Origin of the sequence: Actinophytocola oryzae (genome assembly GCF_004364325.1) — a bacterium.
GTDB classification, from domain to species: domain Bacteria; phylum Actinomycetota; class Actinomycetes; order Mycobacteriales; family Pseudonocardiaceae; genus Actinophytocola; species Actinophytocola oryzae.
Window position 1 is genome coordinate 92,025 of sequence record NZ_SOCP01000010.1, and the last position, 13,687, is coordinate 105,711.

The window sequence follows — 13,687 nt, forward strand, 5'->3', positions numbered from 1 at the left end:
TTCGGCACCTCGATGGGGCCGTACCTCACGAGTCCCGTCGCGGCCGGCCTGCTTTTGGTTACACCCCGACGGTGACTCTTAGTCGAACTGGTACTCGTCGTTTTACGTTTCTTTGGCCGCCGCATAGGCTGCGAGCAACGCCTTCTGTGAGTTCCCCCACGCGAGCGGACCCTCGACGCGCTCCTTGCCGAGCTTGCCCATCCGCGCCCGCTCCTCCGGGTCGTCGAGCAGGCGCGATGTGAGCCGCGCGAACTCGGCCTCGTCGTTGTCCGACGCGTACACCGCGGCGTCGCCCGCGGACACGCGTGCCTCCCGCAGCTCGAACGACACGATCGGACGGCTCATGGCCATGTACTCCATGACCTTGTTCATCGTCGACACGTCGTTCAGCGGGTTGTACGGGTCCGGCGAGAGGCAGACGTCCGCAGTGGACAGATACCTGACCAGGTCCTCGTCCGGGATGCGGCCGGTGAACTCGACGAGGTCGTCGAGGCCGAGCTTCTTCGAGAGCGCCACCATGTCGTCGAACGTGTCGCCGGAGCCGACGAACACCGCGTGCCAGTCCTCGCGTTCCTCACGCAGCAGGGCCAGCGACCGCAACGCGTAGTCCACGCCGTCCTGCGGGCCCATCACGCCCAGGTAGCAGAGCAGGTGGGGCTTGCCCTTCTTCAGCTCCGGCTCGGCGGGCACCTGCCTGAACCGCTCGATCACCGGCGCGCTGCGGACCACGAACACCTTGTCCGCAGGCATGTTCCCCCGGGTGACCGCGGCGTTGCGGTAGCTCTCGTTGGTGGCGATCACCACGTCCGCGGCCCGGTAGGTGGCCCGCTCCAGCCTGCACACCTGCCGGTACAGGAAGTCCTCGCCCCGGCCGGCGAAGCGCGACAGGTACAGCTCCGGGCACAGGTCGTGCTGGTCGAAGACGAACTTCGCGCCCTGGCGCTTCAGCCGCTTGGCCACCAGGTACAGCAGGTCGGGCGGGTTGCAGGCGTGCACGACGTCGACCGGCCCGATCCTGCGCGCGAGCCGGTAGGTGTGCCACAGCGCGGTGCCGTACTCCTTGACGTAGCCGCGCGGGCCACCGGTCGCCGCGGTCAGCGGGTAGCGGTGGATCTTCACACCGTCGAGCTCCACGTAGGACTCGCGGTCCCGTTTCGTCCCCTGTGGACAGATCACGTGCACGTCCCAGCCCGCGTCCCGCAGCGTCGTGCTCTCCTGCCAGACACGACGGTCGAACGGCACGGACAGGTTCTCGACGAGGATGAGCGCTTTACCAGGCAAGGCCGACGTACCCCCTGTCGTTCCGGCGGATCTCGGCGTCGGGGAGGCGGATCAGGTCGATGAGCGTCCGGTCGGCGCCCGGGGGGATCGCCGCGAGCACGTCCGGGTCCGCCGACGCCACCAGGCACACCTCGGCGTGGTCGAGCACCTCGGCGACCGAGCCCGCGAGGAGCTGACCGAGGTGCGGCAGCCGCTGCTCGATGTACTCGCGGTTCGCGCCGAGCAGCCGCGACATGCTCACGTTCGCGTCGTAGATCCGCAGGTCGTAGCCCTTGCCGAGCAGCCGCTCCGCCAGCTCGACCATCGGGCTCTCGCGCAGGTCGTCCGTGCCGGGCTTGAACGACAGCCCGAACAGCCCGACCCTGCGCCTGCCCGTGCGCACGACCAGCTCGAACGCACGCTTCAGGTGCTCCTCGTTGGAGGGCAGGACGTGGCTGAGGATCGGCACGGTGACGTCGGCGCGGTGGGCGGCGTGCACCAGCCCGCGCAGGTCCTTCGGCAGGCACGACCCGCCGAACGCGAAGCCGGGCCTGAGGTAGGCGGGGCTGATGTTGAGCTTGCGGTCGGCGAGGAACACGTCCATCACGCGGTGCGAGTCGAGACCGAGTGCGCCGCAGATCGCGCCGAGCTCGTTCGCGAAGCCGATCTTCAAGGCGTGGAAGGAGTTGTCGGCGTACTTGGTGATCTCGGCCACCGGGATCGGCACGCGGAACACGTCGCCCGGCAGGTCCTCGTACAACGCCGCGACGACGTCGCCGCTCGCCTCGTCCAGCTCGCCGATGACGGTCTTGGGCGGGTCGAAGAAGTCGCGGACGCTGGTGCCCTCGCGCAGGAACTCCGGGTTGACCGCGACGCCGAAGTCCACGCCCGCGGTCTTCCCCGACGCCTTCTCCAGGATCGGGACCAGCAGGTTCAGGCAGGTGCCCGGCAGCATGGTGCTGCGGAAGACGATCGTGTGACGCGTGTCGCGCGCGGCGATGGCCTCGCCGATCTCCTCGGCGACGCGCTCCAGGTAGGCGGTGGACAGGCTGCCGTTGGGCGCCGAGGGCGTGCCGACACAGACCAGCGACACGTCGGAGTTGTCCACGGCGTGGCGCACGTCGGTGGTCGCCCGCAGCTTTCCGCTGGTCACGACCTCCTTCGTGAGGTCACCGATGCGCTCCTCGACGACGGGCGCGTTGCCACCCATGATCAGGTCGACCTTGGTGGGGTTGACGTCGACGCCGATGACGTCGTTGCCGCGGGAGGCGAGGCAGGCGGCGGAGACACAGCCGACGTAGCCGAGGCCGAAGACGCTGATCCTCATCTGGGGGCCCGCCTGAGGGCAGCACAAAAGAAGCGTGTCATTACCACGCCTTTCCTAACCTGGATTTTTTGCCGCGCGGAACCCTGGAATCCGCACCTTGTCCGATGAGACAGTCGGCCGTCGGGTGCTTCCCGTTACGACGCATGTAGGTTCAAGCTGGACCTGTCTTGTCTGCGGAGGGGAGTCCGACCGGTGTTCGTACGGCGGATTGCGGTAGTGGGGACCGGATATGTCGGCCTCACCACGGGAGCGTGTCTCGCGTCACTCGGCCACCACGTGGTGTGCGCCGACGTCGACGCGGAGAAGGTGAAACGGCTCACCGCCGGCGAGGTGGACATCCTGGAGCCGGGCCTCGCGGACCTGGTGGCAGGCGGTCTCGCGGCGGGACGGCTGCACTTCGTCCTCGGCGCGGCCGCGGCGGTCGAGGGCAGCGAGGTCGTGTTCCTGTGCGTCCCGACGCCGATGGGTGTCGGCGGCGTGGCGGACCTCTCGGTCGTGGAGTCGGTGGTGGAGGAGGTCCGCGAACTGCTGCCGGCCGGCTCCGTGGTGGTCAACAAGTCGACGGTGCCCGTCGGCACCGCCCAGCGCACGGCCGAGCTACTGGAGCGCGACGACGTGGCGGTGGTGAGCAACCCCGAGTTCCTGCGCGAGGGCTCGGCCGTGCACGACTTCCTGAACCCGGACCGGATCGTCGTGGGTTGCGACAAGCAAGATGCGGCCGAACGGGTGGCGGCGCTGTACGCGCGCCTGGGCGCGCCTACCGTGCTGACCGACGCGGCGTCCGCGGAACTCGTGAAGTACGCGGCGAACTGCTTCCTGGCGATGAAGCTCTCGTACGTGAACGCCGTCGCCGAGCTGTGCGACCGCCTCGGCGCCGACATCTCGGACGTCACGGAGGGAATGGGCTACGACAAGCGAATCGGTCAGGCCTTCCTGCAGCCGGGCCCAGGCTGGGGCGGCTCGTGCCTGCCGAAGGACACCTCGGCGATGCTGCAGTTGGCCGACGCGGCCGACTTCGAGTTCAGGCTGATCCGCGCCACGATCGACACGAACTACCGCCAGCGCCAGCGCATGGTGGAGAAGGTGCGCCTCGCGGTGACCGGCAAGCGGGGCGGCTCGCTGTCGAAGGTGCGCTTGGGCGTGCTCGGCCTGACGTTCAAGGCGGGCACGGACGACCTGCGTGACTCGCCCGCTCTCGCGGTGTCGGCGCTGCTGCGTCAGGCGGGCGCGAAGCTGGTGGCCTACGACCCGGCCCTGCGCTCCGGCGACACCCGCCCGGACCTGGACGGCATCACGGTGGTCGACGACCCGTACCGTGCCGCCGAGGGCGCCGAGGCGCTGGTGGTGCTGACCGAGTGGCCCGAGTTCAGGGGCCTCGACTGGTCGAAGCTCGCCGGCGTGGTGGCCAACCCTGTCGTGGTGGACACCCGCAACCTCCTCGACCCGGACGTCCTCCGCCGCGCCGGCTTCACCTGGGCAGGCCTGGGCCGCCGCTGACGTTTCCCGTGTCCGGTCCGGACAGTCGACTCGCGACCGCTCCGGACCGGACCGTCCCAACGCGACTCAACTCGCCTTGGCCAGTGACGCGCGGACTTCCAGGTATCCCATCCCGTGTGCGGCGAGCAACTGTCCGGCCACTCCCTCGTGGGCGGCCAACGCCAACAACAGGTGCTCCTCCCGAAGCTCCCGGTGTCGCAGCGCGCGAGCCTGGTCGAGCGCTCCCCGCAGGATCTCCTTCGCCACCACCGAGAACGACCCACGCGAGGAACCGCGGGACACGAGCGCGTTCTCCCCGAGCGCCGACTCCACCCGCGCCACCACGTCGTCGAGGTCGATCCCGAACGACTGTGACAGCACCGCGGCCTCCGCGTCCGACAACCCTGCCCGCCGCTCCGCCGCGCGGAACGCCGACGAGACCACCTCGGCGTTCACTCCGGCCGACCGCAGCCAGGCGGCCGTCGAGGACCCATGACCGGCCAACGCCAGCAACAGGTGCTCGTCCGTCACCGGTGACGCCGACCGCGCCGCCGTCACCACCACCGCCCGCGCACCGGGCGTGAACCGCTCGAACATCACGCTCTCCCATGCTTCTTGTGCACCGCCTGCCGGGAGATCCCCAGCTCGGCCGCTATGTCCTGCCAGGACCAACCCCTGGCCCTCGCGTTGCGCACCTGAACGGCCTCCAGCCGCTCCAGGAGCTTCCGTAACGCGGCCACCGCCTGCAGACCGACACGTGGGTCCCGATCCCCGGCAGCCGCCGCGAGCTGCGTCGCTTCCGTCATGGTGTCAACATAGGTTGACGCGAAGGGCTTGTCAACCTTGGTTGACGGTCTATGATCCTCGATCATGACGCCGCGCATCGAGGTGGCCGAACGGGCCGGAGTGGGCCTGGACGGGGCCATCCGGCCCAGCGAAGACGTCGTCGTCGTACTGCCGAACGCGGTCGTGCTTCTCGACGGCGCGACCTCTTTGGACCCCAGCCTGCCGAGCGGGGGCTGGTACGCCTCCCGTCTCGCGGGCGAGCTGGCCGGTCGCCTCGCCGGCTACCCCGACACCGACCTCGCCGACCTGCTCGCCGGTGCGATCAAGTCCGTCGCACGGGACAACGGGCTCGTGCCCGGCAGGTCGCCGTCGAGCACGGTCGCGCTCCTGCGCTGGACCGACACCGTCGTCGAGGGACTCGTCCTCGCCGACAGCCCGATCGTGGCGTTCACCCGCGAAGGCCCGTCGCTCCTCGCGGACACCCGCATCGAACGGTTACCCCGCGGCTCCGGCTACCGCGACCAGCTGAGATCCGGCGGCGGCTACGGCGAGCGCCACGTCATCGCGCTGAGACAGGCGGGACAGACCACGGCGAGACGTCGCAACGTCGAGGGCGGCTTCTGGGTCGCGGAGGCCGACCCCGACGCCGCCCACCAGGCAGAACGCACGACATGGCCCCGCGACACCGTGACCACCGTCCTCATGGCCACCGACGGCGTCACCTGCGGTATCGATCCCTACGGCGTCTTCGCCGACTGGCAGGCCCTCCGCGACCTCGCCACCACCTCCGGACCGGAGTCCGTCCTCGACCAGGTCCGCGCCGCCGAGCTGGACGACCCGGCAGGCACCCGCTGGCCCCGCCCCAAACCCCACGACGACCAGGCTCTCGTGGTGATCGACTACAGCGTCGACTACACCGGCGAGGACAGGTAGGCCTCGGTCAGCCACGACCGCACTTCCTCGTCCACATCGGACGGCGAGCGCAGCCTCGTCAGGTGGTAGGTCCGGTTCGACGACACCGCCATCCGCCTGGTGACCCGGTCGGACGACACGACCCCCGGCACGACGAACGACAGCACCACCCACCGCGTCCTCGGCCGCAGCTCGGCGAACATCCGCGAGCGCTTGAAGAACACCCCCACCTGCACCGGCTCCACCACCACCGGACCGAGCGACTCCAGGTGCTCCCGCACCACCTCGAAGATCGGCCGCTCGAAGGCGGGTCCGGTCGAGAAGTACTCCTCGACGGTCAGCGCGGGCGCGCACTCGTGCGACTGGTTACGCCGCCCGAACCGGCGCGCGCAGTGGGGACACGTCCACGTCATGCCCTCATCTTCCACACCACGAGCGGCAGGAACGCCTGCGTCAGCGGTCCGATCGCCAGCGCGTACACGACCGTGCCGAGCCCGACCGTCCCGCCGAGCAGCCACCCCGTGGCCAGCACGGTGATCTCGATCCCGGTCCGCACCAACCGGATCGACCACCCGGTCCGCGTGGTGAAACCCGTCATCAGCCCGTCCCTCGGCCCGGGACCCAGCCGTACCCCGATGTAGGCCGCGGTCGCGAGCCCGTTCAGCACCACCCCGGCCACCAGCGACAGGATCCGCAGCGCCAGGGCGGACGGCTGCGTCACCAGCGCCAGTGTCGCGTCCACGGCCACCGCGATCACCACGATGTTCGCCACGGTCCCCACGCCGGGCCGCTGCCGGATGGGGATCCAGCACAGCAGCACCAGTGCGCCGACGATCGCCGTGATCGTGCCGAACGACAGGCCAGTCCGCCTCGACAGCGCGTCGTGCAGCACGTCCCACGGGTCCAGCCCGAGCCCGGACCTGATCATCAGCCCCATGCTCACGCCGTACAGCGCCAGCCCGCCGAGCAACTGCGGCAGCCTGCGCACGGGGGACGTCGTGACGGGCACCGGACGGAGATCGAGAACGGCCATGTGTCCATGCTCCGGGCCACATTGGCCTGGCATCAAGAGCCAATCTGCAAGAATTGGCTTCATGAACGCGCGACGTGTGACACAACTGCTGGGAAACTGGCGTCGTCATGGCGCCCGTCAAGGCGCGGTCGACCTCGCCGCGGGCATTCGTCTACTGATCCTCGACGGCCGCATCCCCGCTGGCGACGCGCTCCCGCCCGAACGCGAGCTGGCCGCCGCCCTCGACGTCAGCCGCACCATGGTCGCCGCGGCCTGGGAACGGCTCAGGGCCGACGGCCTGGTGGTCAGCCGTCGCGGGGCGGGCTCGTGGGCAGCCATCCCCGCCGGGGTCACGCCGAGGGAACCGCCCGAGGACGCGGCCACGATCGACCTCGCGCGCGCCGCGTCCCACGCGCTCCCCGGCCTCACCGCCGCCGCGGAGGCCGCGCTGCCCCGCCTCGCGGCCGAGCTGGGCACGCACGGCTACTACGAACAGGGCCACCCTGAGCTGCGTGAACGTCTCGCGCGCCGCTACACCGAGCGCGGCCTGGCCACCACGCCCGACCAGATCCTCGTCACCAGCGGCGGACACGCCGCCTTCGCCATGGCGCTGCGGCTGTTCACCGGCCCCGGCGACCGGGTGCTGATCGAGCAGCCGACGTACCCGAACGCGCTCGAGGCCATCCGTGCCGCACACACCATCCCGGTGCCGGTCGCCATGGTCGACGACGGGTGGGACGTCGAGGGCGTCGAGGCCGCGCTGCGCCAGTCCGCGCCCCGGCTCGCGTACCTCATCGTCGACTTCCAGAACCCCACCGGCCACCGACTCGACGAACCCGGCCGACAGCGGCTCGCCGCCGCGTTCCGGCGCGCCCGCACCCCGGTGGTGGTGGACGAGACGCACGTCGAGCTGGACTTCGACGCCGCGAACGCGCCGCTGCCGTTCGGCGCCTTCCACGGCGATGTCGTGCTCGCCGCGGGCTCGGCCAGCAAGTCGCACTGGGGCGGCCTGCGTCTCGGCTGGATCCGCGCCCCTTCCGACATCATCACCCGACTGGTGGTCGGCCGCCGCGGCATGGATCTCGGCTCGCCGGTGTTCGAGCAGCTCGTCCTCGCCCAGCTGCTCGACGGGCCGCCCGAGCCACTGCTCGAACGCCGCGCGTTGTTCGCCGGGCAGCGGGACGTGCTGGTCACGGAGCTGCGGGCCCGCTGCCCGGACTGGACGTTCACGGTGCCGGACGGCGGGACGAGCCTGTGGTGCCTGCTGCCGCAACCGGTCAGCAGCCGCATCGCCGCCGTCGCGCAGAACTACGGTGTTCGGGTGGCGCCAGGCTCGTTTTTTACCCCACACGGGGGAATGGAACGGTGGCTGCGCGTCCCGTTCACCCATCCAGGCGACATTTTGCGGGAGGCGACCCGCAGGTTGGCGGCTGCGGCTGCGTCAGTGGCTGAATGTGGCGCCCCGATCGCGGACAACGGCCTCATTCCGGTCACGTGACTGGACCGGTCGACGGTCCACGAGGTAAAAAGCAGTGCGCTGGATGGCCTAGTCCACTGTCGGCCGATTGGTCGGGACGAAGCCATCCAGCGCACTGTTCGCCTCTGGACGCTCGGCAGGGGCCTGCCGGCACAGCCCCTCGTTGTGCCGACCGGACGAGCTGCCAGAGGAGGAGCCCCGGCGCCGCGGGGGCATCGCGGCGCCGGGGCCAGGTCCCGACCTGACCGGGCGCGGTCGGCAGGTCGGGTAGCTGTTGAGGTGTTCGGGGGATGCCAGGGCGGTCGATCAGACCAACGGTCTCAACCGGTCGGGCCACGTCGGACCGGGTGCGGACACACGTGTCCGCCGGGAAGGTGGTCGTTCAGTCGGGCGAGGACGCCGGTAGTCCGGCGACCCGTCCGGCGGCGCCACCCGCGAGACCCCGCGTGGTGAAGCCCGCGTCGGCCGGGTGGAGCGTGTCCTGCGTCGGCAGCACGCCGTGCGTGCCGCGGGCGTTGCCCGGGTTGTCGTGCGAAGCGGACACGGCCGTGCCCGTCCCACAGGGCGCGGCGGGTGTCTTGACCGGCGCGGGCTCGTGGTCGCCGGAGCCTGCCTGTTCGGAAGCGGTGTGCTGGGCGGCCGGGCCGGGTGCCGCGGCCTGCGCGACGGCAGGCTGCGTCACCGGGAACGGTTGGGCGTCCGGGATCACCAGGAGCGGCGGAGGCGGCAGTTCGGGCGGTGCGGCCGGCGCGGTCGTGGTGACGACGTCGACGCGCGGCAGCGAACCGTCGCTCTCGTCGGTGGTCGAGCCGTCGGCCGCCGACCCGGAGGACGGCAGCGAAGGCACGTCCAGGATGGGTGCGTGTCCCTGTGGTGCGGTCAGGCTCGGGGACAGGAAGTCCGCGGAAGTGTCGACCAGTGACCCCGTGAAGTCCCCGACCTTGTCCGCGACGCCGCCGAGCGTGTCGGTCAGCCCACCGAGGAGGTCGCCGAGCAGCCCGCCGGACGGATCCCTCAGCGTCTGCGCCTGAGGCTCGTCCACCGTCTGGTCGGCCTGCGCCTCCTCCGCGCTTGCCACCCCGGCGAAGACCACGCTCAGTAGCCAACCGGCGGAAGCGACGGCGGCGACGAGCAGCCCGCGGCGCAGCAGGCGGGAAGACTCCACCGCGACCACCACCGTTCGTCAACGCAGTAGGCGTCGACACGTTCCTCCCGTGCCGACATGCACGTGCACACTATCTAGCACGACACCGACAATGGCACCCCAATGGCGGCGATTCCACCCGGAAAGACTGGAAAGGCGCACTGTGTCGGCCGGATGGGCCAATGTTGATCACTTCAGGTGATTCTTTGCGCCGGTTGTCGGTAGTCCTACTCAATTCGAGCGTTCACCGGGTCCGGCCGTGTCCGCGCTCCGTCACACCGGCATGCCGATCTCCCAACTTGTCACCCGCGCCCGCGCGGGCGACGGCGACGCGTGGCGCGAGCTCGTCGACCGGCACAACGCCGTCGTGTGGGCCGTGGTCAGGGCGCACCGCCTCCGCGAGGCCGACGCCGACGACGTCGTGCAGAACACCTGGATCGCCCTGGCCCAGCACATCGCCGGACTGCGAAGGCCGGACCGCCTTCCCGCGTGGCTCGCCACGACCGCACGCCGCGAGTGCCTGCGTGTCCTGCGGGGCTCCCGCCGCGAGGTCCTCGCCGACACCGTCGAGATCACCGAGGACCCACCCGAGTTCCACGCCTGCGGCGAGCCCCTGCTGTGGGAGGCGCTCAGGCAGCTGCCGCAACGGTGCCGCGAGCTGCTCAGCCTGTTCGTCCACGCCCCTGACCTGACCTACGTGCAGGTCGCCAGGGCACTCGGCATCAAGGTCGACAGCATCCGCCGGACGCGGGGCCGCTGCCTGGACCAGCTGCGCCACAAGCTGGCCGTCATGGGAGGCGACCCGAGGTGACCCACACCGCCGCCGACCTGCGCCTGCTCGGCGAACTCGCGAACCTCCTCGGCAGGGCCGACCCGGTGCCACCCGAGGTGCTCGCCGACGCCGCGGCCGCGGGACTCCGGCTGACCCGGGGCGAGCCACGCCTGGCCGACGCGCTCGACGCGGCGTGGCTCGTGCCCGTCTAGTGCCGTGTCCAGCGGCCGCCTGGGCCGCGGAGAAACGTGCCCTCCTCGCCTGGACGCGGCACTAGTCTCGGGAGAGCTTGTGCAGCCGTTCCACGGCCTCGTCGATGACCTCGTCCTTCTTGCAGAACGCGAACCGGACGATGTGCCGCCACCGGTCCGGGTTGTCCGTGAACACCTGCACCGGCACGGCCGCGACGCCGATCCGCTCCGGCAGCGCCCAGCACAGCTCGGCCCCGTCCGCGAAGCCGAGCGGACGCACGTCCGCGCACACGAAGTAGGTCCCGGCGCTGGGCCGCACCCCGAAGCCGGCCGCGGCCAGCCCGGCGGACAACCGGTCCCGCTTCGCCGCGAGGTCCTCCCGCAGCCGGGAGACCCACGCCGCCTCGTTGTCCAGCGCGTACGCCACCGCGGGCTGGAACGGCGCGCCGCCGACGAAGGTGAGGAACTGCTTGGCCGCGCGCACTGCCGAGACCAGCGGCGCCTGCGCGCACACCCAGCCGATCTTCCAGCCGGTGCAGTTGAACATCTTGCCCGCGCTGGAGATCGTGACGGTCCGCTCGGCCATGCCGGGGAACGTGCACAGCGGCGTGTGCGCCACGCCGTCGTAGGTCATCGCCTCGTACACCTCGTCGGTGATGGCGATCAGGTCGTGCTCGACGCAGATCGCGGCAATTCCGGCCAGCTCGTCGTGCGTGAATACCGTGCCGGTCGGATTGTGCGGCGAATTTACGAGAATTGCTCGCGTTTTGGGTGTGACAGCTGCTTTCACGGCGTCGAGGTCGACACTGAAACGTTCTCCGTCCACCAGCGGGACGACCCGCCGGGTGGCGCCCGCGAGCGCGACCGACGCCGCGTAGGAGTCGTAGTACGGCTCGAGCAGGATCACCTCGTCGCCCGGCTCGACCAGCGCGAGCAGGGTGGCCGCGATCGCCTCGGTCGCCCCGACCGTCACCAGGACCTCGGTGTCCGGGTCGAACGTCACCCCGTAACGGGCACGCTGCGTGGCCACGGCCTCCCGCAGCTCCTGGCGGCCGGGACCCGGCGGGTACTGGTTGACGCCCTCCGCGATGGCCCGCTGGGCCGCCTCGAGCATGTCTGCCGGGCCGTCCGTGTCGGGGAAGCCCTGCCCGAGGTTCACCGCCCCGGTCCTGGTCGCGAGCGCGGTCATCTCCGCGAAGATCGTCGAGGTGAACGGGGTCAGGCGGGACACGAGCGGAGGACGGCGCACGGGAAGCGATCCTCGCGGACAATGGTGGGGTGCGGCAACTGACCGAGAGCAAGGCCATGAGCTCGCCCATCCCGGGTGAAGCGGAGAAGAAGCGCGCTCTGCGCAAGATGAAGCTGGTAGCCCTGTCGTTCCTGGTGGGCGCTGCGGTGGTCTTCCTGGTGATGTCACTGTGGCCGGGCACACCCGCCTGGACGGGTTACGTGAAGGCCGCCGCCGAGGCGGGGATGGTCGGCGCGCTGGCCGACTGGTTCGCGGTGACGGCCCTGTTCCGCCATCCGCTGGGCCTCCCGATCCCGCACACGGCGATCATCCCGACCCGCAAGGACGCGCTCGGGGACAGCCTCGGCGAGTTCGTCGGCGCCAACTTCCTGTCCGAGCAGGTCGTCCGGGACCGGTTACGCCGGGTCGGCGTCGCGTCCAGGCTCGGCGGCTGGCTGGCCGAGCCCGCGAACGCCGATCGGGTGACCGCCGAACTGGCGACCGTCGTACGCGGCCTGGTGGCGGTGCTCCGGGACGAGGACGTCCAGGCGGTCATGGAGCAGGCCGTGGTCAAGCGTGTGCTCGCGGTGCCGTGGGGGCCGCCGCTCGGCAAGCTGATGGCAGGCGTGTTCGCGGACGGCTCGCACCACAAGCTCGTCGACCTCATGTGCGACCGCGCCTACGAGTGGGTGAAGGACAACCACACGACCGTGCTGCGCGTGGTGTCGGACCGTTCGCCGACCTGGTCGCCGAAGTTCGTCGACTCGATGGTCGCCGACAAGGTGTACGGCGAGGTGCTCTCGTTCGCGTGGCTGGTGAAGACCGACCCGAACCACCCGATGCGGCTCGCCGTCGACAAGTTCCTCGCCGAGTTCGCCTCCGACATGCAGACCGACCCGGCCACGATGGCGCGTGCCGAGGCCGTGAAGCAGCAGGTCCTGGAGCACCCCGAGGTCCAGAACGTGATCGGCGCGACCTGGACGACGGCCAAGCGGCTGCTGCTCGACGCTGCCGAGGACCCGTCCTCCGAGCTGCGCAGGCGTGTCCACGACGGCCTGACGTCGCTCGGCCGCAAGCTGGCCGAGGACGACAGCCTGCGTGAGAAGGTGGACAGCTGGGTCGAGGGCGCGGCCGCCTACGTCGTGCTCAACTACCGCGACGAGATCACCACGCTGATCACCGACACCGTGCAGCGCTGGGACGCGGAGGAGACCTCCCGCAAGATCGAGCTCCAGGTCGGCCGCGACCTCCAGTTCATCCGGATCAACGGCACGGTCGTCGGCTCGCTCGCCGGCCTGCTCATCTACACGGTCGCCCAGCTGCTCTTCTGACCCGAGATCCTTCTACGGGCCAGTCGGTGCAGCTCAGGCGCCTATTCTCGGGATGTATAGACTCGTTCTATACACCCCGTGTACAGTCGTCGGCATGTCAATCGGGCACACCCTCCTGGGCCTGCTTGAGCGCGGGCCGAGACACGGCTACGACCTCAAGCGGGCGTACGACGAGCACTTCGGGCACGACCGGCCGCTGGCGTACGGCCAGGTCTACGCGACGCTGTCGCGCCTGCTGAAGCACGGCCTCATCGAGGAGACGGGCGTCGAGCAGGGCGGCGGGCCGGACCGCAAGCGCTACGCGGTCACCGCGGAGGGCGTCACCGACGTCGAGAAGTGGCTCGCCACGCCGGAGAAGCCCGAGCTGTACATGCAGAGCACGCTCTACACGAAGGTCATCATCGCGCTCATGTCCGCGCGTGACGCCGAGGACGTGCTCGACACCCAACGGCACGCGCACCTGCGCGCCATGCGTGAGCTGACCACGCGCAAGACGGCAGGCGACCTGGCCGACCAGCTGATCTGCGACCACGCGCTGTTCCACCTCGAGGCCGACCTGCGCTGGCTCGAGCTGACCGCGGCCCGGCTCGCCGACCTGCGCACACGCGTGACGCCCTGACCATCCCTGACGCGAGGACGACGACCATGACCACCACTCGATCCACCGGACGGCTCCCGATGAGCGGAGCTTCCGGAGTGAACAATCGATGTCCAGGCCGCCTCGGAGCCTGCGGGGCCGTGAGCGGAGCTTGCGAAGCGAACCGTCGAGGG

At 70.5% G+C, this 13,687-nt stretch carries 15 protein-coding genes; 7 read left to right on the forward strand and 8 right to left on the reverse strand.

The features are described from left to right. Positions 1-102 precede the first annotated feature (102 nt). Together CLV71_RS25820 and CLV71_RS25825 are read right to left on the reverse strand one after the other, a co-directional pair. Positions 103-1,281, reverse strand: a complete 1,179-nt coding sequence (locus tag CLV71_RS25820; protein ID WP_133905430.1) for a glycosyltransferase family 4 protein — start codon at positions 1,279-1,281, stop codon at positions 103-105. Then, the gene (locus CLV71_RS25825) at positions 1,271-2,587 is read right to left on the reverse strand and encodes a nucleotide sugar dehydrogenase (protein WP_133905431.1); all 1,317 of its coding nucleotides are present in this window, start codon (positions 2,585-2,587) and stop codon (positions 1,271-1,273) included. The genes CLV71_RS25820 and CLV71_RS25825 overlap by 11 nt, the downstream gene beginning before the upstream one ends. A 192-nt stretch (positions 2,588-2,779) precedes the next feature. Between CLV71_RS25825 and CLV71_RS25830 the strand changes: the two genes are divergently transcribed. After that, positions 2,780-4,084 (forward strand): UDP-glucose dehydrogenase family protein, encoded by a 1,305-nt coding sequence (locus tag CLV71_RS25830; protein ID WP_133905432.1) that lies wholly within the window; start codon positions 2,780-2,782, stop codon positions 4,082-4,084. Between the two features lie 66 nt (positions 4,085-4,150). Here CLV71_RS25830 and CLV71_RS25835 read toward each other — a convergent pair whose 3' ends face one another. Both CLV71_RS25835 and CLV71_RS25840 read right to left on the reverse strand, forming a co-directional pair. Then, positions 4,151-4,660 (reverse strand): Clp protease N-terminal domain-containing protein, encoded by a 510-nt coding sequence (locus tag CLV71_RS25835; RefSeq protein ID WP_133905433.1) that lies wholly within the window; start codon positions 4,658-4,660, stop codon positions 4,151-4,153. Continuing rightward, positions 4,660-4,869 carry a helix-turn-helix domain-containing protein gene (locus tag CLV71_RS25840; RefSeq protein WP_133905434.1) on the reverse strand — a complete coding sequence of 70 codons (210 nt, stop codon included), beginning with the start codon at positions 4,867-4,869 and terminating at the stop codon, positions 4,660-4,662. The genes CLV71_RS25835 and CLV71_RS25840 overlap by 1 nt, the downstream gene beginning before the upstream one ends. Positions 4,870-4,933: 64 nt before the next feature. On the opposite strand from CLV71_RS25840, the gene CLV71_RS25845 reads away from it, so the two are divergent. After that, positions 4,934-5,782 (forward strand): SpoIIE family protein phosphatase, encoded by an 849-nt coding sequence (locus CLV71_RS25845; RefSeq protein WP_133905435.1) that lies wholly within the window; start codon positions 4,934-4,936, stop codon positions 5,780-5,782. Here the strand turns inward: CLV71_RS25845 and CLV71_RS25850 are convergent. Together CLV71_RS25850 and yczE are read right to left on the reverse strand one after the other, a co-directional pair. After that, entirely contained in the window at positions 5,761-6,174 is a 414-nt protein-coding gene (locus CLV71_RS25850; protein ID WP_133905436.1) for a DUF5655 domain-containing protein, read from the reverse strand. The genes CLV71_RS25845 and CLV71_RS25850 overlap by 22 nt on opposite strands. After that, positions 6,171-6,794 carry a membrane protein YczE gene (yczE, locus tag CLV71_RS25855; protein WP_133905437.1) on the reverse strand — a complete coding sequence of 208 codons (624 nt, stop codon included), beginning with the start codon at positions 6,792-6,794 and terminating at the stop codon, positions 6,171-6,173. Before yczE ends, CLV71_RS25850 begins: the two co-directional genes overlap by 4 nt. Positions 6,795-6,855: 61 nt before the next feature. On the opposite strand from yczE, the gene yczR reads away from it, so the two are divergent. Next, a complete protein-coding gene (yczR, locus tag CLV71_RS25860) occupies positions 6,856-8,271 on the forward strand; it encodes a MocR-like transcription factor YczR (RefSeq protein WP_133905438.1) in 1,416 nt (471 codons plus the stop codon). Between the two features lie 361 nt (positions 8,272-8,632). Here yczR and CLV71_RS25865 read toward each other — a convergent pair whose 3' ends face one another. Continuing rightward, a complete protein-coding gene (locus CLV71_RS25865) occupies positions 8,633-9,415 on the reverse strand; it encodes a hypothetical protein (protein WP_133905439.1) in 783 nt (260 codons plus the stop codon). 238 nt (positions 9,416-9,653) lie between these two features. On the opposite strand from CLV71_RS25865, the gene CLV71_RS25870 reads away from it, so the two are divergent. After that, a complete protein-coding gene (locus CLV71_RS25870) occupies positions 9,654-10,205 on the forward strand; it encodes an RNA polymerase sigma factor (RefSeq protein ID WP_133905440.1) in 552 nt (183 codons plus the stop codon). Continuing rightward, positions 10,202-10,378, forward strand: coding sequence for a hypothetical protein (locus tag CLV71_RS47915; RefSeq protein WP_166664255.1), 177 nt, complete (start codon positions 10,202-10,204; stop codon positions 10,376-10,378). The genes CLV71_RS25870 and CLV71_RS47915 overlap by 4 nt, the downstream gene beginning before the upstream one ends. Positions 10,379-10,439: 61 nt before the next feature. Here the strand turns inward: CLV71_RS47915 and CLV71_RS25875 are convergent, their stop codons facing one another. Next, positions 10,440-11,606: a pyridoxal phosphate-dependent aminotransferase gene (locus CLV71_RS25875; protein WP_133905441.1), complete on the reverse strand. Its 1,167-nt coding sequence runs from the start codon at positions 11,604-11,606 to the stop codon at positions 10,440-10,442. A gap of 29 nt (positions 11,607-11,635) precedes the next feature. On the opposite strand from CLV71_RS25875, the gene CLV71_RS25880 reads away from it, so the two are divergent. Both CLV71_RS25880 and CLV71_RS25885 read left to right on the forward strand, forming a co-directional pair. Continuing rightward, entirely contained in the window at positions 11,636-12,916 is a 1,281-nt protein-coding gene (locus tag CLV71_RS25880) for a DUF445 domain-containing protein (RefSeq protein WP_424923906.1), read from the forward strand. 94 nt (positions 12,917-13,010) lie between these two features. Further along, a complete protein-coding gene (locus CLV71_RS25885) occupies positions 13,011-13,535 on the forward strand; it encodes a PadR family transcriptional regulator (RefSeq protein WP_133905442.1) in 525 nt (174 codons plus the stop codon). Positions 13,536-13,687: the final 152 nt, after the last annotated feature.

What these genes read in the sequence shown, in the direction of transcription:
- yczE (WP_133905437.1), bottom strand. Translation starts at nt 6,794, where the DNA reads ATGGCCGTTCTCGATCTCCGTCCGGTGCCCGTCACGACGTCCCCCGTG.
- CLV71_RS25850 (WP_133905436.1), bottom strand. Translation starts at nt 6,174, where the DNA reads ATGACGTGGACGTGTCCCCACTGCGCGCGCCGGTTCGGGCGGCGTAAC.
- CLV71_RS25835 (WP_133905433.1), bottom strand. Translation starts at nt 4,660, where the DNA reads ATGTTCGAGCGGTTCACGCCCGGTGCGCGGGCGGTGGTGGTGACGGCG.
- CLV71_RS25845 (WP_133905435.1), top strand. Translation starts at nt 4,934, where the DNA reads ATGACGCCGCGCATCGAGGTGGCCGAACGGGCCGGAGTGGGCCTGGAC.
- CLV71_RS25840 (WP_133905434.1), bottom strand. Translation starts at nt 4,869, where the DNA reads ATGACGGAAGCGACGCAGCTCGCGGCGGCTGCCGGGGATCGGGACCCA.
- yczR (WP_133905438.1), top strand. Translation starts at nt 6,856, where the DNA reads ATGAACGCGCGACGTGTGACACAACTGCTGGGAAACTGGCGTCGTCAT.
- CLV71_RS25885 (WP_133905442.1), top strand. Translation starts at nt 13,011, where the DNA reads ATGTCAATCGGGCACACCCTCCTGGGCCTGCTTGAGCGCGGGCCGAGA.
- CLV71_RS25825 (WP_133905431.1), bottom strand. Translation starts at nt 2,587, where the DNA reads ATGAGGATCAGCGTCTTCGGCCTCGGCTACGTCGGCTGTGTCTCCGCC.